This window comes from Paludicola sp. MB14-C6 (assembly GCF_030908625.1).
In the GTDB taxonomy this organism is placed as follows: Bacteria; Bacillota; Clostridia; order Oscillospirales; family Ruminococcaceae; genus Paludihabitans.
Window position 1 is genome coordinate 1443169 of sequence record NZ_CP133133.1, and the last position, 22814, is coordinate 1465982.

24 protein-coding genes and 3 tRNA genes are annotated in these 22814 nt (G+C 33.3%); 14 read left to right on the forward strand and 13 right to left on the reverse strand.

Annotated features, from left to right (window positions below; genetic code table 11):
* Window positions 1-86: 86 nt before the first annotated feature.
* A complete protein-coding gene (locus RBG61_RS06955) occupies window positions 87-701 on the forward strand; it encodes a hypothetical protein (RefSeq protein WP_307947112.1) in 615 nt (204 codons plus the stop codon).
* A 3-nt stretch (window positions 702-704) separates the two neighbouring features.
* Window positions 705-1076, forward strand: coding sequence for a DUF2500 family protein (locus RBG61_RS06960; protein ID WP_307947114.1), 372 nt, complete (start codon window positions 705-707; stop codon window positions 1074-1076).
* 48 nt (window positions 1077-1124) lie between these two features.
* Here RBG61_RS06960 and RBG61_RS06965 read toward each other — a convergent pair whose 3' ends face one another.
* From RBG61_RS06965 to RBG61_RS06975, 3 genes are all read right to left on the reverse strand, one after another.
* Window positions 1125-1568 (reverse strand): hypothetical protein, encoded by a 444-nt coding sequence (locus RBG61_RS06965; RefSeq protein ID WP_307947117.1) that lies wholly within the window; start codon window positions 1566-1568, stop codon window positions 1125-1127.
* A 70-nt stretch (window positions 1569-1638) separates the two neighbouring features.
* Entirely contained in the window at window positions 1639-2286 is a 648-nt protein-coding gene (locus RBG61_RS06970) for a hypothetical protein (protein ID WP_307947120.1), read from the reverse strand.
* A 30-nt stretch (window positions 2287-2316) separates the two neighbouring features.
* A complete protein-coding gene (locus RBG61_RS06975; RefSeq protein ID WP_307947122.1) occupies window positions 2317-2544 on the reverse strand; it encodes a hypothetical protein in 228 nt (75 codons plus the stop codon).
* A gap of 296 nt (window positions 2545-2840) precedes the next feature.
* On the opposite strand from RBG61_RS06975, the gene RBG61_RS06980 reads away from it, so the two are divergent.
* The 4 genes from RBG61_RS06980 to RBG61_RS06995 all read left to right on the forward strand — a co-directional run bounded on the left by RBG61_RS06980 (window position 2841) and on the right by RBG61_RS06995 (window position 4491).
* Window positions 2841-2917: transfer RNA gene (locus RBG61_RS06980), tRNA-Met, on the forward strand.
* A 17-nt stretch (window positions 2918-2934) separates the two neighbouring features.
* Window positions 2935-3009: transfer RNA gene (locus RBG61_RS06985), tRNA-Glu, on the forward strand.
* A 94-nt stretch (window positions 3010-3103) separates the two neighbouring features.
* Window positions 3104-3178, forward strand: a tRNA-Glu gene (locus RBG61_RS06990).
* A gap of 206 nt (window positions 3179-3384) precedes the next feature.
* On the forward strand, window positions 3385-4491 hold the full coding sequence (locus RBG61_RS06995) for a hypothetical protein (RefSeq protein ID WP_307947124.1): 1107 nt from the start codon (window positions 3385-3387) through the stop codon (window positions 4489-4491).
* Window positions 4492-4504: 13 nt separating this feature from the next.
* Here RBG61_RS06995 and RBG61_RS07000 read toward each other — a convergent pair whose 3' ends face one another.
* Window positions 4505-5179: an HAD family hydrolase gene (locus RBG61_RS07000; protein WP_307947127.1), complete on the reverse strand. Its 675-nt coding sequence runs from the start codon at window positions 5177-5179 to the stop codon at window positions 4505-4507.
* 133 nt (window positions 5180-5312) lie between these two features.
* Here RBG61_RS07000 and RBG61_RS07005 point away from each other — a divergent pair, with 133 nt between their 5' ends.
* From RBG61_RS07005 to RBG61_RS07035, 7 genes are all read left to right on the forward strand, one after another.
* A complete protein-coding gene (locus tag RBG61_RS07005; protein ID WP_307947129.1) occupies window positions 5313-5996 on the forward strand; it encodes a response regulator transcription factor in 684 nt (227 codons plus the stop codon).
* 108 nt (window positions 5997-6104) lie between these two features.
* Window positions 6105-7010, forward strand: coding sequence for an ABC transporter ATP-binding protein (locus tag RBG61_RS07010; protein ID WP_307947131.1), 906 nt, complete (start codon window positions 6105-6107; stop codon window positions 7008-7010).
* Window positions 7011-7144: 134 nt separating this feature from the next.
* Entirely contained in the window at window positions 7145-8329 is a 1185-nt protein-coding gene (locus RBG61_RS07015; RefSeq protein WP_307947133.1) for an acyltransferase, read from the forward strand.
* 133 nt (window positions 8330-8462) lie between these two features.
* Entirely contained in the window at window positions 8463-9290 is an 828-nt protein-coding gene (locus tag RBG61_RS07020) for an ABC transporter permease subunit (RefSeq protein ID WP_307947134.1), read from the forward strand.
* Window positions 9291-9316: 26 nt separating this feature from the next.
* Entirely contained in the window at window positions 9317-10231 is a 915-nt protein-coding gene (locus RBG61_RS07025) for a sensor histidine kinase (protein ID WP_307947135.1), read from the forward strand.
* Between the two features lie 18 nt (window positions 10232-10249).
* On the forward strand, window positions 10250-10963 hold the full coding sequence (locus tag RBG61_RS07030) for an ABC transporter ATP-binding protein (RefSeq protein ID WP_307947136.1): 714 nt from the start codon (window positions 10250-10252) through the stop codon (window positions 10961-10963).
* Window positions 10956-12545 (forward strand): hypothetical protein, encoded by a 1590-nt coding sequence (locus tag RBG61_RS07035; protein ID WP_307947139.1) that lies wholly within the window; start codon window positions 10956-10958, stop codon window positions 12543-12545. The genes RBG61_RS07030 and RBG61_RS07035 overlap by 8 nt, the downstream gene beginning before the upstream one ends.
* Before the next feature lie 535 nt (window positions 12546-13080).
* Here the strand turns inward: RBG61_RS07035 and RBG61_RS07040 are convergent.
* Together RBG61_RS07040 and RBG61_RS07045 are read right to left on the reverse strand one after the other, a co-directional pair.
* Window positions 13081-14691, reverse strand: a complete 1611-nt coding sequence (locus tag RBG61_RS07040) for a hypothetical protein (RefSeq protein WP_307947141.1) — start codon at window positions 14689-14691, stop codon at window positions 13081-13083.
* A complete protein-coding gene (locus RBG61_RS07045) occupies window positions 14684-15391 on the reverse strand; it encodes an ATP-binding cassette domain-containing protein (RefSeq protein ID WP_307947143.1) in 708 nt (235 codons plus the stop codon). The genes RBG61_RS07040 and RBG61_RS07045 overlap by 8 nt, the downstream gene beginning before the upstream one ends.
* Before the next feature lie 277 nt (window positions 15392-15668).
* Between RBG61_RS07045 and RBG61_RS07050 the strand changes: the two genes are divergently transcribed.
* Window positions 15669-16235 carry a CDP-alcohol phosphatidyltransferase family protein gene (locus RBG61_RS07050; protein ID WP_307947145.1) on the forward strand — a complete coding sequence of 189 codons (567 nt, stop codon included), beginning with the start codon at window positions 15669-15671 and terminating at the stop codon, window positions 16233-16235.
* A 45-nt stretch (window positions 16236-16280) separates the two neighbouring features.
* Here RBG61_RS07050 and RBG61_RS07055 read toward each other — a convergent pair whose 3' ends face one another.
* From RBG61_RS07055 to RBG61_RS07085, 7 genes are read right to left on the reverse strand one after another with little or no spacing between them, the layout of a single operon-like run.
* Complete coding sequence (locus tag RBG61_RS07055) at window positions 16281-17975, reverse strand: ATP-binding protein (protein ID WP_307947147.1); 1695 nt, start codon at window positions 17973-17975, stop codon at window positions 16281-16283.
* Between the two features lie 3 nt (window positions 17976-17978).
* Window positions 17979-18659 carry a response regulator transcription factor gene (locus tag RBG61_RS07060; protein WP_307947148.1) on the reverse strand — a complete coding sequence of 227 codons (681 nt, stop codon included), beginning with the start codon at window positions 18657-18659 and terminating at the stop codon, window positions 17979-17981.
* A 16-nt stretch (window positions 18660-18675) separates the two neighbouring features.
* The gene (phoU, locus tag RBG61_RS07065) at window positions 18676-19335 is read right to left on the reverse strand and encodes a phosphate signaling complex protein PhoU (RefSeq protein ID WP_307947150.1); all 660 of its coding nucleotides are present in this window, start codon (window positions 19333-19335) and stop codon (window positions 18676-18678) included.
* 58 nt (window positions 19336-19393) lie between these two features.
* On the reverse strand, window positions 19394-20143 hold the full coding sequence (gene pstB, locus RBG61_RS07070; protein WP_307947152.1) for a phosphate ABC transporter ATP-binding protein PstB: 750 nt from the start codon (window positions 20141-20143) through the stop codon (window positions 19394-19396).
* Complete coding sequence (gene pstA, locus RBG61_RS07075) at window positions 20130-21008, reverse strand: phosphate ABC transporter permease PstA (protein WP_307947154.1); 879 nt, start codon at window positions 21006-21008, stop codon at window positions 20130-20132. The genes pstB and pstA overlap by 14 nt, the downstream gene beginning before the upstream one ends.
* Window positions 21009-21878 carry a phosphate ABC transporter permease subunit PstC gene (pstC, locus tag RBG61_RS07080; RefSeq protein WP_373889731.1) on the reverse strand — a complete coding sequence of 290 codons (870 nt, stop codon included), beginning with the start codon at window positions 21876-21878 and terminating at the stop codon, window positions 21009-21011.
* Between the two features lie 30 nt (window positions 21879-21908).
* Complete coding sequence (locus RBG61_RS07085) at window positions 21909-22778, reverse strand: substrate-binding domain-containing protein (RefSeq protein WP_307947158.1); 870 nt, start codon at window positions 22776-22778, stop codon at window positions 21909-21911.
* Window positions 22779-22814: the final 36 nt, after the last annotated feature.

Consider the following 22814-nt stretch of genomic DNA (forward strand, 5'->3'; position numbering starts at 1 on the left):
AAATCATATCAGCTCCTTGTTTGTATTTTAACAACTTTTATGTTATAATAATGGATAATTTTTATAATGTTTTTGGAGGAACTGATATGGCTCATCTCATTTGGAAAGGTACTATTTATAATCAAAATGATTTTAGTGAAACAACGTTACCTGAAAATGCTGTTAAAATGAAAAAAGCAGAAACAATGAAAAGCCTAAGAGTTAAGACTTTTGCTATTGCAATTCCCCTTATCATTCTTATACCTATTATTTTCTACTACTTTTTCTCCAGTCTTCCATCGGACTCCGCTATGTCTTATTTTATTGGAATAATTGTTAGTTGTTTATTTATTCTCTTTGGTAATTTTATGTTTCTTTTTTTATACCCAAAGAATACAATAATTCAAATTAGTTTTTTAAGTCCTAATTTTACTTTTATAACTCATCCAATTTCACCACTTACGAAAAAAAGAGTGTTATTAATAAACCTTGCTCCTTGTATATTTATATTTTTGATTTTAATTCTTGTTTTTGTACCTGTTTTTCACATTAATGTTCGATTGTTTTTATTTAGCTTTTTGACAATTCAAATTCCCCTTTTCTCCAGGAAATCTTATGAGGTTTTTACTATCCTAAAACAAGTTCCCAAAGGTGCCTACATACAAAACTTAGGATTTCAATCGTATTGGTTTACTTTAAGCCAAAAAGAAACGGATGTTTAATTTATGCCAACATTTTTACTCATTATTTGTATTCTTGCAGCTGTTGGAGTTCCAGTTGGCTTTATTATTCATACCTTTACAAGCCGAAAAAAAGCTATGAATGATCCAAATTCTTATATATTAGAGGCTCCTGAACCTGTTATTGAATCTGCTACTATCATTGAATTGTTTGAAGAAACGAATCGTTATACATATAAAAGCCATTGTTCTAGCTTTCGCTACTGTGTCCGCTTTTTGCTCCAAGATTCTTCCGAGCTTGTATTTTCTGTCCCATTTGAAGTATTTTCTCAATTATCTGTTGGACAAATTGGTGATCTTGCAATGCAAAATGAACAGTTTTTAGGTTTCGATGTACGATATGATTCTCCTATATAATTAAATAATACAATAGATAAGAGGTTACGCAATTGGTAACCTCTTTGTTTATAATAATATGTATCCAAGTGCCAACAATAACATTACATCTGCGCCCTCATTTACCAATAATAAAATCAAGCCCAGCAAAAGCAATGTTTCCGTATCTAAGTTCATTCTATCTAAAAAGCCAGTCAATCCTTGTGAAACAATTTCTGTTGGACAATGCTCAACTTTTATTGATTCGTTTTTTTCAGCATTATTGTTAAATTGCTTTTCTTCATGATGCTGGTTATTTTGCGTATTGGAATTATGGTGCTCCACTTTTACTGCATTATTCTGTTGCTGTGGCGTATGATGTTCTGGATGCATTTGATTGTTTTGATTCGAGCGGTTATCTGAATTGGCAACACGTTCTCTTGCTAATCGTTGCATTTCGTTTACTCGGCGAATGGCATCTTGCTGCATTGTCATGATTTGTTGACTGGAATAACCACTCTGATTAACCGCCATATCCGCACCCCCACTCTGTCCTCGTAATTCTTCGTCAAAAACCAAATACTGCTCTGCTTGTTGCCTACAATTATAAACCCGCAAAGATACCACTCTCTTTAAGTGCCGGCAACATTGACATCAACCGCATTAAGCTAATTGCCTGATCAACTTTTTGTTTTCGTCTTTCACTAAAATGTGGCTTTAAGGCTAATAAGAGTTGTGAATTTTTATCATTCACATTCATGCTTGAAAAAACTTTTTGCAATTTTAAAATCATGTTCATATCAATATTAGGCATTCCGGACTCATTATTATTTTGATTATTATTGCCGGATAACATTTTTGTTAAAGCGGATAAATCGAATCCACCATTTCCACTATTATTGCTGTTTGAGGCTGCTTCATTTGAAGAATTATTTGAATTTTGATTTAACATACTCATGATTTTAGATAAATCAAAACCGCTATTATTACCACTATTTTCATTATTCTGTTGTTGGGCATTATTTTGATTACTGTTATTATTCAGCATATTCATAATACCCGATAAATCAAAACCGCCACCGCTGTTGCCATTGTTTTGCGTTGTAGCACTATTTTGATTTGTTTGGGTATTCTGTGTGCTGGAACTTTGTTGATTTCCATTTATATTAAGCATCTTTGCAACGTTTTGCAGCTGTGCTTGACCTTCCGGCGTACTTAATATATTTTGAAGATTTGCTAATAAATCATCCATCCCTATCACTCCATTCCAGCAAATATTAAATTATTTCATAAATTTTTTCATAAGTAACTGTGCTTGCGGCGAACTCAGCATTTGTTGCATTAACTGCGGATTGGATAAAATTTCTTTGAATTTCGCTGCGTCTTGCGGCTTCATTTTGGATATAATATTGTCAAGGTTCCCATTCTTTAAACTTTCCGGATCAATTCCTGTTTGTTGTTTTGCTTGATTGAGTAAATCATTCACATTATTATTGTTTTGATTATTCATATAAAGTCCAATCCTTTCTTGTAATCATAATTTCTCTTTACTAAATAGCAATATGGAAGGTAGATGGCTACCCCTTATTATATTTTTACATATTATATAGTATGTATGTTATGTAAAATAGATTACAAATATTATCCACTACGTTGAAAACTTGTGCATTTTTCTATGATATTTGCCTTATAAAATAATAAAAAAAGTCTTATAGCTTGTCTATTATGACAATGTTTAAAAAACGTGTTGACAAACTGAAATATGTACGTTATAATAATATTCGTTCTCGCGGCGAGAGCTTAAATGGCGGTATAGCTCAGTTGGCTAGAGCATGCGGTTCATACCCGCAGTGTCGTTGGTTCAAATCCAACTACCGCTACCATTTCACAATTGAATAATGGCCCGTTGGTCAAGCGGTCAAGACACCGCCCTTTCACGGCGGAATCACGAGTTCGATTCTCGTACGGGTCACCATTAAAAGCACTAAGGCAATAGTCTTAGTGCTTTTGCAGAGCAAAACGTTGTTTTGTAACCAACGTTGCTGCATAACGTTTTGTTCTTCATGAATGGCCCGTTGGTCAAGCGGCTAAGACGCCGCCCTCTCACGGCGGAATCACGAGTTCGATTCTCGTACGGGTCACCAATCGAGAGCCTCGACACGCAATCCGCGTTCGGGGCTTTTTTAATTGCCTAATTTTCTACTCACGACTGTAGTTTTCATCTTACGCTTCTCAATAGTCAGGCCACATTAACAAAAGTTAATGTGGTTTTTTGTTTTATAAAAAAATTCCCTGTATCAAACAAACCCTATCTTGAATAGAATGTGATATCAATGAGTGGAGGGATTTTATGGAGCAAACCAATAAAACCGCTGATTTTTATATGGGCGCAAATTCAGCAAAGGGATTTTATACATACTATAACGAACTGGAGCACCCCAAAGATGGCTGGCGAAGTTATTTAATAAAAGGCGGTGCCGGAACAGGAAAATCAAGTTTAATGAAGCGGATTGGTGAGGAATGCGGTAAAAACGAATCTTTAATTGAACATTTACATTGTTCTTCTGATCCGAACTCCTTAGATGGTATTGTACTCCATGATAAGAAAGCAAGTATTGTGGATGCTACCCCACCACATGTTATCGAACCAACTTATCCTGGAGGATATCAAAGTGTTATTAACTTATGTGAATATTTTGATGAAGATAAACTAGCTTCACGTATTAAAAAAACAATCGAATATCAAACCAAAAATAACGAGTGCCACAGAAAATGCTGTAACCTTTTAAATTGTGCAAATATTTTATTACAAGATAACTATCGCTTTGTTTCAAGTCAAACCGATTTTAAAAAAATATTATCTTTAGCAAATCGCATTATAAAAAAAGAATTTAAAAATATTCATGGTACAAAAGCTGAAGAACATAAGCGATTACTAAGTGCTATAACCAATCAAGGCATCAAAACATATTCCAATACGCCAAACGTTTTAGCTGAAAATATCTATATTATAAAAGATATTTACGGCGTTGCTTCACATACTTTATTATCCTATATCAGAGAAGTTGCACTACAACGCAATTTTACAATTTACACTTGTTTTTGCCCATTAAACCCCGATTCTAAAATTGAACACTTATTTATCCCCGAATTAAAACTTGGTTTTATTACACAAACTAAATTTAATAATTTTATCAATATAAAACCAGTTTCTGTAATTAGCTTTACACGTTTTACTAATATGACAGCTCTTCGAAATAAAAAACAATTCTTAAGTTTTAATAAAAAAGCAGCAGGAGAGTTAATTAACGAAGCAATCAGCGTATTAAAATACGCTAAATCCATTCATGATGATTTAGAACGTCAATATACAGATGCTGTTGATTTTGATAAAGTTGCTCAAAAATCTGAAGAAATTATTGCAAAGATTAAAGTTCGTAATGATATTCATTTTTAAAACCAAAACACCACTAGTTTTGTACCAGTGGTGTTTTGGTTTGTATCCAATCTTTTAGTTGATTTGGATGGTCAATAATTAAGTCTGCATGATACTCTTCTAATTCATTTCTATCACGAAATCCCCACGTTACACCAACGGTAAAAAGCTGCCCGTTTTTGCCTGTCTTCATATCCGTAGAGGTATCCCCGACATAGATGCAATCTTTCTTATCTACTTCTAGCTCTTTGATTACTTCTAGTAATGCTGTTGGATCCGGTTTTCTTGGAACACCTTCTCTTTTCCCATAGCAAATATCTATTTGCTTGCCAAACAACTCCTCAACAATCTTGACTGTTGTTTCATGTGGTTTATTTGAAAGAACTGCTGTTTTTATGTGATTCTCTTTCAGCCACGAAATCAGCTCGTGTATGCCGTCATATGGCGAAGCCAAATACATATAATCATTATCATAAGTTTCATTATAATAATCCCTCACTTGATAGAAGAGATCTTCACGATAAGAATTTACCGTCTCTAACATTCCTTTTACTAATATATCTGCGCCACGTCCTACTAAATAGCGATACTTTTCCACCTCAATTTTAGGACAACCATATTTATGTAATGCCGCATTCGCAAAATATGCAATAGAGTTTAATGTATTTACCAATGTACCATCTAAATCAAAAATAACCGCTTTAATCATTACATTCCCCTTAATATTTTTTTCTTTATTATAACACTCTTGCACCATTATTTCAAAATCCTTTTCTTATACTAATTGTATCCTATTTTTTGATATGGTATAATTTTGTTAATAAAAATGAAGAGGTGACATCATGCAGCAGCCATCTATCCTTATTATAGAAGACGATAACGACATCAACCATATGCTATCAGAATTACTTTCTCACAACCATTATAAAGTAACCTCAGCCTATTCCGGAACAGAAGGATTGCGTTTTATGAAAGAGCAATCCTTTGATTTAGCATTGCTTGATTTAATGTTGCCGGGACTTAGCGGAGAACAAGTTTTATTTGAAATTCAAAAAGAGTCTAACCTACCCATTATCGCTGTTTCTGCAAAAGACGATAAACAAACTAAAATATCCGTTTTAAATAAAGGTGCAGACGATTATATTACCAAACCATTTGACAACGATGAACTGATTGCCCGCATGGAAGCCTTACTTCGTCGCCACTACAACTCCAACTCTCCTATTCAAACAACCCTCACCTATAAGGATATTACTCTTGATAAATCTTCACTTGAAGTATTAGTAGGAACAACCCCTATTTTATTAACCAAACATGAATTCTTAATCTTGGAACTTTTGATGAGTAATCCAAAAAAAGTATTTACAAAAAACAATATTTTTGAATCTGTTTGGAATGAGCCATTTATCGGAGAGGACAATGCTGTTAATGTTCATATCAGTAATATTCGCCAAAAATTAAGCAAAGGCAATGCGGATGCCTCTTATATTCAAACAGTTTGGGGAATCGGGTTTAAAATGGTATAAACTTTATACTTTCTTTAGACTTTTCAAAGAGTTTCTAAAATATCGCTGATTATAATATCAAATGAAATACAGTATTTTGAATTACTTCTTAGAAAGGATGGCCATGAAATGGAGTATATTTTAAAAACCAATGGGCTTACAAAAAGCTATGTTGGCAGACCTGTTGTAAACAATGTAAATATGCATGTTCGCAAAGGTGATATTTATGGTTTCATCGGGAAAAACGGCGCAGGAAAAACAACGTTAATTCGAATGGTTTCGGGTTTAGCTGCTCCTACTAAAGGAAATATGGAGCTTTTTGAAAGCAAAGAGCTTACTAAAAAAAGAGCCCAAATCGGAACGATTATTGAAGCTCCTTCCCTTTATCCCAATATGTCTGCAAGAGAAAATTTAGAGTATTATCGTATGCTATACGGTATTCCTTCTAAAAAAAGAGTGGATGAAGTATTAACAATTGTTTCTCTAAACAATACCGGCAAGAAAAAAGCACGCAACTTCTCTTTAGGAATGCGTCAACGTCTTGGTGTTGCGATTGCGCTGCTAAGCAGTCCTGATTTTTTAATTTTAGACGAACCAATAAACGGACTCGATCCTACCGGTGTAAAAGATATGCGAGATTTAATTCTTCGTCTTAACAAAGAACATAATATCACTATTTTAATCTCTAGCCATATCTTAGGCGAGCTATCTAAAATTGCGACCTGTTACGGAATCATCAACAATGGTTTTTTAGTAGATGAATTTACAGCAGTTGAACTTTCTGTTCGCTGCAAGCGTTGCATTAAAATGCAAGTAGATGATGTCAAAAAGGCATCTACTTTAGTGGAATCCCATTTTCAAACAACAAACTTTGATATTCTGCCGGACAATACCCTTCGCCTCTTTGACCATTTAGATCAGACAGGTGCAATCAATAAGCTGCTTGTTTCAAACGATGTCACCGTTAGCGAACTTCGTATTTCCGGTCAGGATTTAGAGGGTTATTTCTTAGAACTAATGGGAGGACTCAATTAGCAATAACCTATTATCTATCTTTACCAATTTCATTGCATTACGCAAGAAACAAACTAAATAATAAGTAAATAGATTACCAAGGCAAGCAAAACAATATAAGTATTTATCTTAGGTAAAACGAAAGGATTCTAAAAATGATTAAAACAAAACAAGATACTAGCAAAACGGAAAGACAACTCCAAAATACACAATCACGTATTGCCTATTTTGATGGGCTGCGCGTTTTATCTATGATAGGCGTAATCTTTATGCATGTAGCAGCAGGGCCGCTTCGGCAAGGTATGGGTGTTACTTGGCATTTTTTAAACGTTTTCGTTTGTTTCTTTTTTATTGCAGTCCCGATTTTTTTTATGATATCCGGCACTGTTTTGCTAAATAGCCAAAACACATACTCTGTCAAATATACGCTAAAAAACCGAATGCCTAAATTAGTTATTCCTTTATTGATATGGTCGGTGATTGCTGTTCTTCCTGCTTATTTGAATCCAGAAGCACTTCAAAACGGATTCAATATCATTGGTTATCTAAAATCACTTGCAGTAATTCCTTCACAAAATATTGTAGTACATTTATGGTTTATGTATTTTTTAATTCCGCTATATTTGATTTCCCCTTTTCTAAAAATTCTAGTAGATCATATGAGCGATAATGCAATACGATATCTGCTATTGATATGGTTTTTGATTATGGCAATGAATACTGCTGTTGCATTCGTTCCCGAACATTATCGTCAATATTCCGAAATTGATTTTTTATCAAAACTTAATTTTTTAGATGGGTATTTGGGATATTTTATTCTTGGATTTTACTTAAACCGAACAAAAAGAATATTTTCAAATAAAATTCTTATTCTCGTTGGAACAATTGATTTACTCGTAATCATTATTGGCACATTTGTTCGCAGTAAAATGCTCGGTGAGTTTAGCCAAGCATTTCAAAGTACAACAATGTTATATATCGCTGTATTATCTATTGTCATTTTCTTATTATTCAAACAGAATTATAAAGTTAGAAAAGCAAACTGGATTATTTCCTATGTAGCATCCCTTTCATTTGGAGTCTATTTAATGCACAACATTTTAATTTCAACTTTTTCTCATTTTAATATTACCTCATACTTTATAAACGATACTATCCCTGGAGTTATTGGTAATTCACTATTAATTGTTACCGTTTTCATTGTTTGCATGATTGTCATCACAACATTAGCAACCATTAAACCCTTATGTTACATTTTCACAGGTGTAAAGTATGACGTTGCCTGTAAAACTTGTAATTGGATTTTTTTATTACGCAAGTTAAAATTGATAAAAAATTAGGATTTACAAAATATACGAAACCACTTAAACACCATTTTTATTACTAAAAACCATATTCCTAATTTAGAAACTAACATCTACCTTATTCATTTCGTTATACATTTTTATTATGCGAAAAAGAGAGGACTCAATTATGATTAACTTACTTCGTTCTGAACTCTATAAGCTTTTCAAAAGCAAATCTTTTTATATCTGCTGTTTTATTTGTGTAATTGCCACCATTGTTGTTGCATTCACCTATAACTTTTTGCAAAACAATATGTCCCCTGAAATGCTTGAACAAATGAACAATGCGGCAATATCAGATAAATCTTCTATAACTTCTCCAAATAGTCTTTTTACCCAAAAATTCAACGGGCAGCTTTTTTTAAGCCAGTCGTTTACGGGAAACACCCTACAAATTATTTTAGCCGTTTTTGTATCGCTATTCGTTTCTTCCGAATTTACAACAGGTACAATAAAAAATATTGTAGCCAAAGGCTTTACTCGTTTCAATGTGTATTTTGCAAAGCTCATTATTGTTTGGGTAGCAAGCATTTTGATGATGCTAATTATACCCTTAACCGCTGTTTCCATTGGAACAATTCTTTGGGGATTTGGAAATGCCGCTTCTGATCTAACAAAAAATATCGTTGTCTTTTTTGGATTACAAATACTTTTATGCTTAGCATTATCATCTTTATTTGTTACAATTTCTGTAGTGGTACGCAGTAATGGTGCAAGTATCGCTATCAATGTATGCATTATTGCTTTCTCAAGCATTCTTACCGCATTATTAGATGCAATTCTTCCGGAAGGAAAAACGATTTCACAATATTGGATTCAAAATAATATTATTGATGTATCTTCCTTTGGCCTTACTGCAAAACAAATTACACGCAGTTTAATCATTTCATCTTCCTACTTGCTTATTTGTGTATTAGGCGGATTTTTCATATTCCAAAAGAAAGACATTAAATAGCGTTATTAAACGAAAGGAGCATAACAATGAATTGGTATTGGTGGGTTATTTGTATCCTTAGTATTGCCTTATTCGCTCTTGTGCTCTATATTCTGTTATATCAACGTCAAATGAAAAGGCTGATTCAGCAAATGCACTTTATTATCAACAAAGACACTAATAAATTGTTGACAACTGATATACACCTTTTTAACATTGACTCTCTTGCTAATGAAATCAACTTAATTATTGGGAAATACAAACACGCTTACCGAAAAGCTGAACGCTCAAATCGAAACTTTAAAGAAATTATCACAAATATCTCTCATGACTTACGAACGCCCTTAACCTCCGCTATTGGATATATGCAAATGATTGAATCCAATCATCTATCTGAAGAAAAAAAGGAAGAATATCTTCACCTCATTAATCAGCGTATTACAACAGTTCGTACCATGTTGGAGCAATTATTTGAGCTTGCACGAATTGAATCGGATGAATTGACTTTACAAGAAAGCACCGTTAATGTAAATAATGTTCTACGAGACACGATTACCCTATTCTATGATGATTTTTTACAAAAACAAATAACTCCCGATATTACAATCCCCGATCATTCATTTAACATTCTTGCTGACGCTGATGCACTCAAACGAGTTTTCCAAAACATTATTAACAACGCATTGGCACATGGGGAATACGATTTTACGTTAACCTCTGCTCTATCAGGGCAAACTTGTAACATTGTTTTTACCAATCACACCAAAATGCTCAGCCATATTGATATTCCTTTGATATTTGAACGGTTTTATACCGCCGATCAATCACGCTCTCGGAAAACAACAGGTCTTGGTCTCTCTATTTCAAAGCGATTAGTAGAGCGTATGCATGGCTCGATTGATGCCGAATATCATGACGAAATATTTTCTATTACTGTTTCATTTCCTATTGTTAATTCTTAAATGAAAGGAAAAATTGATATGCTTACTATTAACCATTTTAGCAAAACCTATAAAGGCGGCAAAAAGGCAGTTGACGACCTCTCCCTAACGATACATGCCGGAGATATCTTTGGATTTATCGGCCATAATGGTGCAGGCAAGACCACAACAATTAAAGCCGTTGCCGGAATTATGGATTTTGAACAAGGCGATATTTTTATTAACAATATCTCAATTAAAAAAGATCCCATCGCTTGCAAAGCTATCACTTCCTATATACCGGATAATCCCGATTTATATGAACACTTAACCGGTATTCAATATCTCAATTTCATTGGCGATATCTTTCACATAGAGCAAAGCGAAAGAAAAACGCTCATACAAGCTTATGGAAATCGTTTTGAAATTACTCAAAACCTTGGCGACTTAATCTCTTCGTATTCTCACGGAATGAAGCAAAAACTTGCTTTAATCTCTGCTTTTATTCATAAACCTAAACTTCTTGTTTTTGATGAGCCTTTTGTGGGTCTTGATCCCAAAGCAGCCCACGAAGTAAAAGAAATCATGCATGAATTTTGCAATAACGGAAGTGCAATTTTCTTCTCCACTCACGTTTTAGATGTCGCAGAAAAGCTTTGTAACCGTATTGCAATCATCAAAGACGGAAAGCTTATTGTTACGGGTAATACGGATGAAGTAAAAGGAAATCAATCTTTGGAAAACTTATTCTTGGAGTTGATTGACCATGACTAATTTGAAACACTTATTAAACATTTGGATTCTTGAGTTTTTTGGCATCAACAAAGCTTTCCATCAAAAAAATAAAACTAAATTTGTTTTTATGGTGTTAGGTGGTATTTTGCTTTCCCTATTATTCTTAGGGATGTCTTTTGGATATAGCTTTGGCATTGCTATTGTTCTAAAGCCATTCAACCAACTCAAGCTACTTCCTATAATCATGATGGTATTAACTTGTTTGATTACCCTTTTTGCAACCCTTTATAAAGCAAACAGCGTTTTATTTTCATTTCAAGATTATGATATGATTATGAGCTTACCGATTAAAACAACCACAATCGTTGCAAGCAGAATATGGCTTTTATATATCATGAATGTTCTTTTTGCTATGATTGTAATGATTCCATCCGGTATTGTTTATGCAATATTTGAGTCCCCTTCTATTTGGTTTTATCCTATTTACTTGATTACTCTTTTTCTTATTCCATTCATTCCAATTATCCTCGCAACATTTGTTAGCGGAATTTTAACTTTTTTCACTGCAAGACTCAAACGCGCGAATGCCGTTTCCACGATTCTTACTCTTGCAATATTAGTTGGAATTATGGCATTTTTATATAATCCAAATATGAAAAACGTTGATTTTTCTTCTATTGCTACCCAAGTAACCAATAGCCTATATTCCATTTATCCATTAACCAAATTATATATGCTTAGCATTACAGAATATAATCTATTTTCTCTATTTCTTTTTATCGCTATTTCTTGTCTTGCCTTTCTTTTGTTTGTTGTGCTCTTTTCAAAAATATATCAACCCATTCATACATTACTATATACAAGCAAAGCAAATGCAAACTATAAATTAGCGGAATTGAAACAAGAATCTCCTTTGAAAGCGCTATATTTCAAAGAGTGTAAACGTTACTTTTCGTCCACGTTATACGTTGTTAATACTTCATTAGGAATGATTTTAGCATTACTTGCTTGTGTCGCCGTTAGTTTTGTTGGAGTAGACAAATTAAATGAATCACTGCAAATTCCAAACCTACCTCTTTACTTTGCACAGTTTTCTCCATTTGTAATATCCGTTTTCGTTGCTTTAAGTTGTACAACAAATTGCTCCATTTCGCTTGAAGGAAAGAATTTATGGATAATTAAATCATCGCCGGTTCCTATATCAACTATTTTTTGGAGTAAAATTGCCGTAAACCTTACAATTACAATACCCGTTATTCTAATCAGTGCAACAGTTTTATCGGTTTCATTTTCATTTAATTGGTTTCAAGTTTTTATGACCTATTTGCTACCTGCAATCTATGCATTTTTAATTTCTTTACTTGGTTTAATTGTCAATTTGCATCTACCGTTATTAGATTGGAAATCAGAAGTAACCGTTATAAAACAAAGCTCTTCTGTATTGGTGAGCCTAATTGTTGGATTTTTAATTCTTGCTGCTCCAATTGGGATTGCTGTTTATTTATATCCATATGGCAGCATAATGACATTCGGCATTATTTCGTTGCTTTTAGTTCTTATTACAATTCTTTGTTATCGTTATTTGATGACAAAAGGAGTAAAACAATTTCAACGGTTATGATAACTCATTAAAAAAATTTCTTTATTGGGTATCGCATACTAATTGCCTATAATAGATACAAAGCGACACTTCCATTGTGAAGTGTCGCTTCTGCTTCTAGAAAAACTGAAAGCATAAGAAAAAAATGAATATTAGAAGAATTTCACTTGCGAAAATTGTTTTTTAAAAAATGACATATAACAGCATTTAAGTTTTTAGCAAATGGCAATCACGTGGAACAATTGCTGGTCGCATAACGATTATTCAAGAAATTATCCAGGGGACCAATTAAAGAATAATATAGCACAAGCTTTATCTTTATCAATTTAGCACAAATAAAAACGCGATGTCATATAAAAAACAATTTTAGAAATAAAGCATTTTTTCTCCATGTTTTTTGGGGCGATTGCCAAAAAGCATGGTCAGGTTTGGGCGGATAGCCCAATATACATAATAGCAAGAAAGAAACTGAATTCATACTAATATAAAATTAAAAATCATTATTAATAGTCTAAAGCGACACTTTCATTGTGAAGTGTCGCTTTATATTCATAATTTATTTTACTCGAAACATCTTAGGTGCATATTTATTTACTAAGAATAAAGCAACCATAATATACAAAACAGTCGCAATTAAAACTCCCCATACAAAGAATGTTGGAACAGAATCAATCTGCAAACAAATATAACAAGCAACGTAAACCACACCGTTAATCAACTTGAAGAATGGATTTTTGACATCTAGTTCAGTTGTATAAGGTTGGAATACATAATATAAAAATAAATGATGCACAGAGAAAAACACAGATAAGAACAAAATTGAAAAATAGAACGGAACCATCATACTATAATCAATTCCATTTCCCCAAGCCATAAACAGCAATTGTAGTGCAACACAAATAGCAATAGCAGGAATTAAGTTATACCATATACATTTTTTTAATCGAATCCAAAAGTTTTTCAATATTACAGTTCGTTCCCGATAAAAGCCGTATCGCAATAAACTAATATCACAATTATAAAATAACGCTTTAGCTGTTTTATCTCCTGTAGAAGCACAATACATAATAAATACAAAGATATTTAACGAAGAAGCTATTTGGTTAACTAAAGTTGCTCGTTCATCCGGTAAAAAGAACAATCCTACACAAGCTCCTACAAAAGCTACCATTATACATATTAATCGAATATAGATCGGTTTAACCAATAATCTTCTATGTCGTTGAAAAAATAAGGCATTTAAATACTCATATCCCTTTTTACGGTTAATAGAGGCAAGGCTTTCTTTTTTTATCTCTAAATCACTGTCTTTTAACTTAACACTTGCAAATGCAGCTTCTTTTTGTATTTGTTTTGTATTTACGGCAAAGTCCTTTCCCATTATGCTTAGTTTAACAGCATCAGGATAGTAACGATAAGTAAATAAGTACCATACACTCATTGCACCAAAAGCGATTGCAATTAAAAATGCAGGTAGACTTACAAACCAGCTTGACCAGTTTGCAATATAGCCTAATAAAAGCGGAGCATACGCTAATCCTACAAGAGAATATACAACCGTATAAAACCACCATTTTTCAATAATGACTTTCTTAATTTTTACAAACAATGCCATATGTAGTGCCAAGCCCAAAGCTCTTGCACAAATTAACATAATTAAAAGTGCAATCCCTTTATATACTGCCCATTTTGCAATAACAGAAAGAATAATAATAGATGGCAAGAATCCAATAAAGAAAATAATATTTTCATATACCATAATTGCAGTTGAGTATTCTTTTGCACGCATACCCAATAATTTGACACAGCTATATTTATCCATGCTTTTTTTCAATGGGCTAGGGTTATGCAATGCACCAATCACAAAGCTTAATACTACAAAAATTTGTATTCCAGCATTTAATTGTTGCGCTTTTGGTATTGTGTCATGGAGAATTGCCATAGGAAGGACAATCGACAAACCTAAATATAACGCTTTTTTAAAGAATATAAAGCAAGTTACAAAAATATAAATCATTGCGGATAATACTATTTTTAATGAGCCGTCTTGATAAATAGAATCCGGAAGAATTTTTCCGATTAACGGAATCCGCTTGAAATAATAAATAAATTGATTTACCGTCTGTGAAGCAGAAACTTTGAAAATATTTTGTAATGTCTTAATCATGTCCCTCATCCTTTAACAAATCAATAATTTGTTGTTCGAACTCAGGGCTCTTCAACATACTGCTATCCACTGCTTCAAGCTTACCGTTATTCATTACAACAATATCATCACAAAGATCTGTTGCCAACTGAAGAATATGGGTAGAAAAAATAATAATATGGTCTTGCTTCATATTGCGAAGTAATTGCTTCATTTCTAAAGCAACAACAACATCAAACGAAGTCAATGGTTCATCTAATAAAATAACAGGGGGTTTTGCAATAATAAAACAAAGCATTTGCATTTTATTTTTCATACCATGAGAGTACCCTTTTATGAGTCGATTGCGGTCTTCTTTTTCAATTCGTACTAAATCAAAATAATCATCAATTGTTTTTTCTTGATCTACTACATCTTTGTTAATATCAATATAAAACTTTAAGAACTCATATCCCGTTAAAAACTCAGGCAAAATCGGAGTAGAAAAAACATAACCTATGTCCTTTTCTCCCATTGGTTTCATTCCTTCTTGAGTTCTGATTACCACCTCTCCTTGGTCCATTTGTATTTCGCCGCTCAAACAATTAAATAATGTTGTTTTACCGGCTCCATTTCGACCAAGCAATCCATAAATTTTTCCTTTTTCAAAACAAAAACCAGCACCTTTTAAAACTTGTTTTTGTCCAAAGCTTTTTTCGATACCATTTAAAAGTAATTCCATTTCTTTTCCCCTTTTGCTTCTTTATTGCTTCATTTTGGTTAATTTTAAAAAAAGTTGTTAAATTCAAAGTTTTGTTATTTATAATTTTTTGACCAGCTTTTACATTTTTCATTCACTGTATCAAGAATATAATACAATAATACAATATTGTTTCTATTTTGTCAACTTGCAGATTTTTATATTGACAGAAACTTGGTTACAAGGTATATTAATATTATATCGTTGCTTACTAGACGCTTTCATTCATAATGTGAAGCATAAATAAGGAGACAATATTGTGAAAGTTACAAAAAAAGAAGCCCTAAATATTCCGAATATTTTATGTTATATTCGAATTTTGTTAATACCATTTTTCTGTTATTACCTAATTACTGCAGATTCTGATAATTTATATAGATATGCTATTGGTGCTGGCTTGATTGTATTATCCGGAATTACCGATTTATTCGATGGTTTAATTGCAAGAAGATGTAATATGATTACCGATCTTGGGAAAGCCATTGATCCAATTGCGGATAAGCTAACTCAATTTTCCATAGCTGTTTGTTTAACAATTAAAATTCCATATATGATTTATCTTGTTTTAATTGTTTTTGTAAAAGAAATTGCTATGGGTATTCTTTGCTTAATCTTATTAAAACAGAACAAAAAGCTAGATGGTGCAATGTGGTTTGGTAAAGTTGCAACTGCTGTTTATTATGCAGCGATGTTTTTAATCATTGTATTAACCATCTTAGACGCTAACCCTGTTTGGAATGTGGTTTTAATTTCAATTGCTTCTGTATTTATGTTGTTTTCCTTTGGTATGTATCTTCCGGTTTTTTATCGACTTTATAAAAAATAAACGTATCAATGAATAAAGCGGCTCATTTAAAATGAGCCGCTTTTGTTATTGCTTTAGAAACGATATTGTTATGGTTGTCCCTTTTGAAACCACACTTTCTACGGCTATTGTGGCTTGGTGAAAATTTGCAATATGTTTCACAATTGATAACCCTAGTCCTGTTCCTCCGCTTTGTTTGGATCTACTTTTATCTACTCTATAAAAACGTTCAAACAATCTTGGAATGTGCTCTTTGGCTATCCCTATTCCTGTATCCGAAACCGATAAATTGATTTTATCAGGTTTCTCTACAACCTCGATTGTTACGTTCCCGCCGTTTTTATTATATTTAATTGCATTATCTACTAAATTATAAATTAACTCATTTATCATATATGGGCTTGCTAAAATTGTACATTCCTGTGCCAATATCTGCAATGTAACTTGTCTTTTTTCAGCAGCATATGTTAAGGAGCTTTTTACTTCTTCACAAATACTTTTTAATGAAACTTCTTTCATTTCCGTTTGCGGATTTTCTTCAATTTCTGTTAACCGAATAATATCCTCTACTAATTGAATCAGTCTATCTACTTCTTTTTGAATTTTCCCGGCAAAATATTTCATATCTTCGGGCTTCACAATATCACTTTCCATAATTTCTGCAAATCCAGATATCGAAGTTAACGGCGTTTTTAGTTCATGCGATACATTTGCTGAAAATTCTTTTCGAATTTCTTCCGCCCTGTAGATATCCGTTATATCAACGATAATTATAATGGCTCCGGTAATTTGTTCCTTTACCCTTACAGCACTCATATACACTCGACATTTTCGATTTTGATTACTAATAATATCTTTTTGACTATTCCCATTTTGGACAACACTTTTTATTTTTTCGGTTAATGCTTTATCCGAAATGAGCGATATCATATTTTTCCCTTGATAAGAAAACTCATTTCTTCCGCTTACTAATTGTATTGCACTTTTATTCACAGAGAGAATTTTAAAATTCGTATCAATTACAATAAGTCCTTCTTGCATATTTTCCGTAATCGTCTGAATAGTGTCTCGCTCTTGACGCAATGTTTGCATTTGCTCGTTAATTTTCAACTGTTGGGCTTTCATTTTGTTGAAAAGTGGAGCCAGTTCATCGTATGTTTCTATTGGAGTTTCGATTTGCTCATGATTCGCTATATATTTTGTTACTTCAGAAACCGGTTTAATCAGCTTTTTGGTCAAATAATTCGATACCCAAAAAGAAATGATAATCAATAATGCCGTTATTCCACCAATAATAGGAATGAGGTTAACAAAAACACTCATGATATTGTTAATGTCTCTTGCACCTCTTAAAATATTTCCATCAAAAAGTTGAAACGCATAATAATAAGTTTGTTTTCCTATTGTTTCGCTTTTTCTTAAATCCTCGCCAACGCCCTTTGCTCTGGCCTCAACAAATTCTTCTCGCTCCTTATGATTAGGCATATTTGAGGCATTTATTTGTGAGTCAAAAACAACTTTTCCGTTTTTATCAATTAACGTAAATCGCATAAACTTTGCGGCATTTTTTATGGCAGGAAGATAGCTGTCGTTATTACCAAATACATCAATACTATCTTTAACAATTTCACAAGCGGTTTTTACTTCTGCTTTTGCTTGGTTAGAAAAAAAACCGTAAAATGCATAAACCATCAGCACAGAAGCCAAAATAGTTGTTGCAAATCCGGTTAAAAAAATACTGCTATAAATTTTTTTCTTCATGTGCTATTCTCCTGTCATTATGGTATAGCCAACATTTCGAACGGTTTTAATTAAGCTGCCCTCAGTTCCTAGCTTCTGCCGCAAGGTCTTAATATGCATATCCACAGTACGGCTTTCCCCTTCATAATCAAAGCCCCAAACAGCATCCATAATTTTTTCTCTTGTCATAACAATATTGCTATTTTTAATAAGGTATATTAACAGCTCATACTCCTTATACGTTAGGTTACATTCTTGATTATTTGAGAAGACTACCCTTTTCTTTGGATATATTGTAATATCTCTTGTTTTTATTACTTCTTGTATTTCTTTTTTTACTCCCATCCTTCTTAATACTGCATTGACTCTTGATAGCATTTCCATAACCCCAAATGGTTTTACCATATAGTCATCTGCACCAAGATCGAGAGCCTTAACTTTATCAAATTCAGAGCCTTTCGCAGTCAACATAATAACGGGAATATCGCAATAACAAGAGTTCTTCAACTCTTTTAAAATATGAATACCATCTTTTGTTGGAAGCATAATATCTAACAATATTAAATCGGGAAGGTTTTGCTTGATTACTTTAAAAAATGGCTCTGCATCTTCAAAACCAATTGCTTCATGACCTGAATTTTGTAATGCATATAAAACCAGTTCACGAATGCTTTCATCATCTTCGACTAAATATATTTTTGACATATGCTTCCCTCCTGTCTTAACTATTATGTTCTTCCTTCACATGTCTACCTGTAATCGCAAACATAACCCATTCCGCAATATTCGTTGCATGATCGCCGATTCGCTCCAAATATTTAGCGATTGACAATAAATCTACTGCTTGCTCACCATTATGGGTATCTTCTTGAATTAAGCCTAATAAATCATGCTTTACTTGGTTATATAAATCATCCACTTCATCGTCTGCAGCAATTACTGATTTAGCAAGCTCTAAATCTCTGCCTATAAATGCATCAACACTGTCTTTTACCATCTTAATCGTTGCTTTTGCCATTTGAGAAATATGATCAAGCTTTTTAATAAAAGGTTGTTTGGACAAATGTACGCATAATTCCGCTATATCGGCGGCTTGATCACCAATTCTCTCCATATCCGTAATCATTTTTAATGCTGTTGAAATTAACCGCAAATCAGACGCTACAGGTTGATTTAAAAGCAACAATTTCATACAGTGATTTTCAATTTCACGTTCTTGTCGGTCAATTTCCCGTTCAATTTCATATGCTTCATTTGCAATGGCTGGATTTTGCTGAATAATACCATTAGCAGCCGCATTAATTGCACTTTCAACCATGTTTCCCATTTCGATTAGTTCTGTATTAAGCTGTTCCAACTCCATATCAAATCTACTTCGCATAATAGTTTCTCCTTATACTCATAATTTAAATTTCATTTACTGTTCCCTATTACTATTCCTATCCAAAACGTCCTGTTATATAATCTTCTGTTCGTTTATCGGTTGGAGCAGCAAAGATTTTTTCTGTTTCATCATATTCCACTAATTCACCCAGCAAGAAAAATCCTGTTTTATCCGAAATTCTTGCGGCTTGCTGCATATTATGTGTCACGATAACAATCGTATAATCTTTTTTCAGTTCTTGAGCTAAATCCTCAATTTTTACTGTTGAAATAGGGTCTAATGCACTTGTCGGCTCATCCATTAGCAATACATCGGGATTAACTGCTAACGCCCTTGCAATACATATTCTTTGTTGTTGACCGCCGGATAGCGACATTGCGCTCTTTTTCAAACGGTCTTTTACTTCATTGAAGATTGCCGCTTTTGTTAAGCTTTCTTCAACAATTTGATCCAATTGACTTTTATTTTTTATTCCATGTGTTCTAGGTCCAAACGCAATATTATCATAAATACTCATTGGGAATGGATTCGGCTTTTGAAACACCATTCCTACTTTTTTTCGAAGTTGATTTACATCATAATTATAATATATATCTTCTTGATTTAAAAGGATTTTACCCGAAATTTTACACCCCTCAACTAAATCGTTCATACGATTTAACGTCTTAAGCAAAGTTGATTTTCCGCAACCGGATGGGCCTATAAAAGCTGTAATACTTTTTTCTTCAATACTCATGTTGATATTTTTTAAGGCTTGAAATTCGCCGTAATGTAGCTCTAAATTTTCTATTTTAATCTTTTCCATATGCTTTTCTCCTTAACTGTGTTGCAACTAAATTTGATAATCCGTTGATTAAAAATACAATAATCAGTAATACTACAGCGGTTGCAAATGCTTCATTTGTATTAAACCCTTCACTGGAAAGCTTATAAAGATGTACCGCTAAAGTTACCCCTGATTGTTTTGGCACCAATGCAATTTGAGCTACCGTACCAGCAGTATAAATAAGTGCTGCTGTCTCTCCCACTATTCTTCCAATAGCAAGAATGACTCCTGCTAAAATTCCCGAAATTGCACTAGGTAAAACAATTTTAAAAATTGTAGTCAGTTTTCCTGCCCCTAAACCATAAGAAGCTTCCCGCAAACTATTAGGTACGCTCACCAATGCCTCTTCAGTTGTTCGCATAATCAAAGGTAAAATCATAATTGCTAATGTCAATCCGCCTGCAATTAACGAATACCCCCATTTTAAATAAGTAACAAAAAACAACATTCCAAATAAACCATAAACAATAGATGGTACACCCGATAATGTTTCTGTTGCAATTCGTATTACTTTTACTATTTTACTGTTTTTGTTTGCATACTCACATAAATATACTGCACTAAATATGCCAATCGGAGCTGCAATTATTAACGACAACAAAGTAATTACCACTGTGTTAATCATAGCAGGAAACATAGATACATTTTCAGAGGTATAATGAAATTCAAATAAACTCAGCTTTAAATAAGGTACTCCTTTGATCAAAATATACCCAATTAACATCAAAAGTCCACAAACCGTTACCACTGCTGCGCCTACAACCAGAATACGGATAACAAGTGAAACACGATCTTTTTTATATTGTAACATTGCTTGTGAAACTTTATTTTTTTGTAATGCCATCTATCTTCCACCTGCCTTTTTGTTAATGAGCGCCAACACAAGATTGATTATCAAGATAAACACCAACAAAACAACACCTGTTGCAATGAGTGCTTCTCTATGTAAATCCGCAGCATAGCTCATTTCACTTACGATATTTGTTGTTAATGTTCTTGCGCCCTTTAATAGGCCAATTGGCATTCTGGCTTGATTACCAATTACCATCGTTACTGCCATAGCTTCACCAATGGCACGTCCAATTCCCAATACAACTGCGGCAATAATTCCCGATTTTGCAGCAGGAACAACAACTTTCATTACACTTTTTTCATGAGAAGCGCCTAATGCCAATGCACCTTCATAATACGTTTTGTCTACGGCATCCAATGAAGCCTTGCTCACAGCAATAATTGTTGGAAGTATCATAAATCCCAATAATAAAGATGCTGTTAAAATACTGTTTCCATTTCCACCAAAGGAATCACGAACAAATGGTACAATAACTTGTAAGCCAAAAAATCCGTATATAATTGATGGAATTCCCGCTAGTAACTCCACTACCGGATTTAAAAATTTGTTGATTCTTTTTGTGCTGAATCTAGCCATAAAGATGGCTGTCATTAACCCAATTGGAACACCAATTATAATTGCACCAAAGGTCGTATAAATACTTCCCATAATCATTGGCAGAATTCCAAAAGAAGATGGTGTATCGGTTGGTGACCAATCCTTACCACCTAAAAAGCTAAATAAGCCAATTTTGCCCATAGCCGGAACTCCATTTGCGAATAAAAATACGCAGATTAGCAGTACTGCGAGTACTGCTGTAAGGGCGGTTATGAAGAATACTATTTTCATAGGTTTTTCCAAATACTTTGTTTTCATAAACATCTCCGCTTTGCTTAAATTTTGTTTTTATTATTATAGATCATCCCAGGTTGTTGTTTTTCCTGTGAACATATTTTTAATAGCTTCGCTAGATAAATTGGTTATCGGATTATTATTATTTACCACTACAGCAATTCCATCAATTGCAATTTGTGTTGCTTTTAATGTTGCTTTTTCACTCTCTTTTAAATCTCTTGATGCCATACCAATATCACATACCCCATCTGTTGTTGCTTTCATACCGGAAGAAGAGTCACTGGTTTGAATTTCGATTGTTGCGTTGGGGTTGACTTTCGTGTATGCTTCTTTTAATTTTTCCATAATTGGTGATACGGATGATGACCCTGCTACCACTATTTTTCCGCTTGGTTTTTTTCCGCTATAAGCCGCCGCTTTATCATTAACCGCAATATACGTTTTGGCAACTACCTCTTGCCCCTCTTTGCTCAAAATAAAATGAATGAAATCCTTAGTAACCTCATTTTGTTCCACTTTTGTTGCAATATTAAATGGTCTTGCTACTTTATATGAGCCATTTTTTATATTTTCCGGGGTTGCTTTTATTCCATCTACTTGAATTGCTTTAATTTTATCACTAAGCGAGCCAACCGAAACATATCCGATAGAATAATCGTTTCCTGCGACTTGCGATAACATTACATCTGTTTTTGGCGCTACGATTGCTTCTTTTGTTGTTAAATCTTTTTTATTTCCATTTGCTTCTTTCTGCTCGATTTTTAATAGCTCTACAAATGCTCCTCTTGTTCCAGATCCATCTTCTCTTGATATAACCGTTATTTCATTGGATGCGTTAAATTCGCCCGCATTTTTTGTGTTGGGTTTACATGCAACAAAGCTGATACAAATGATTGCTGCTAATAGAAACATATATAATTTTTTCATAGAATGAAGTCTCCTTTGTTTCTTTTTTTACTTTGT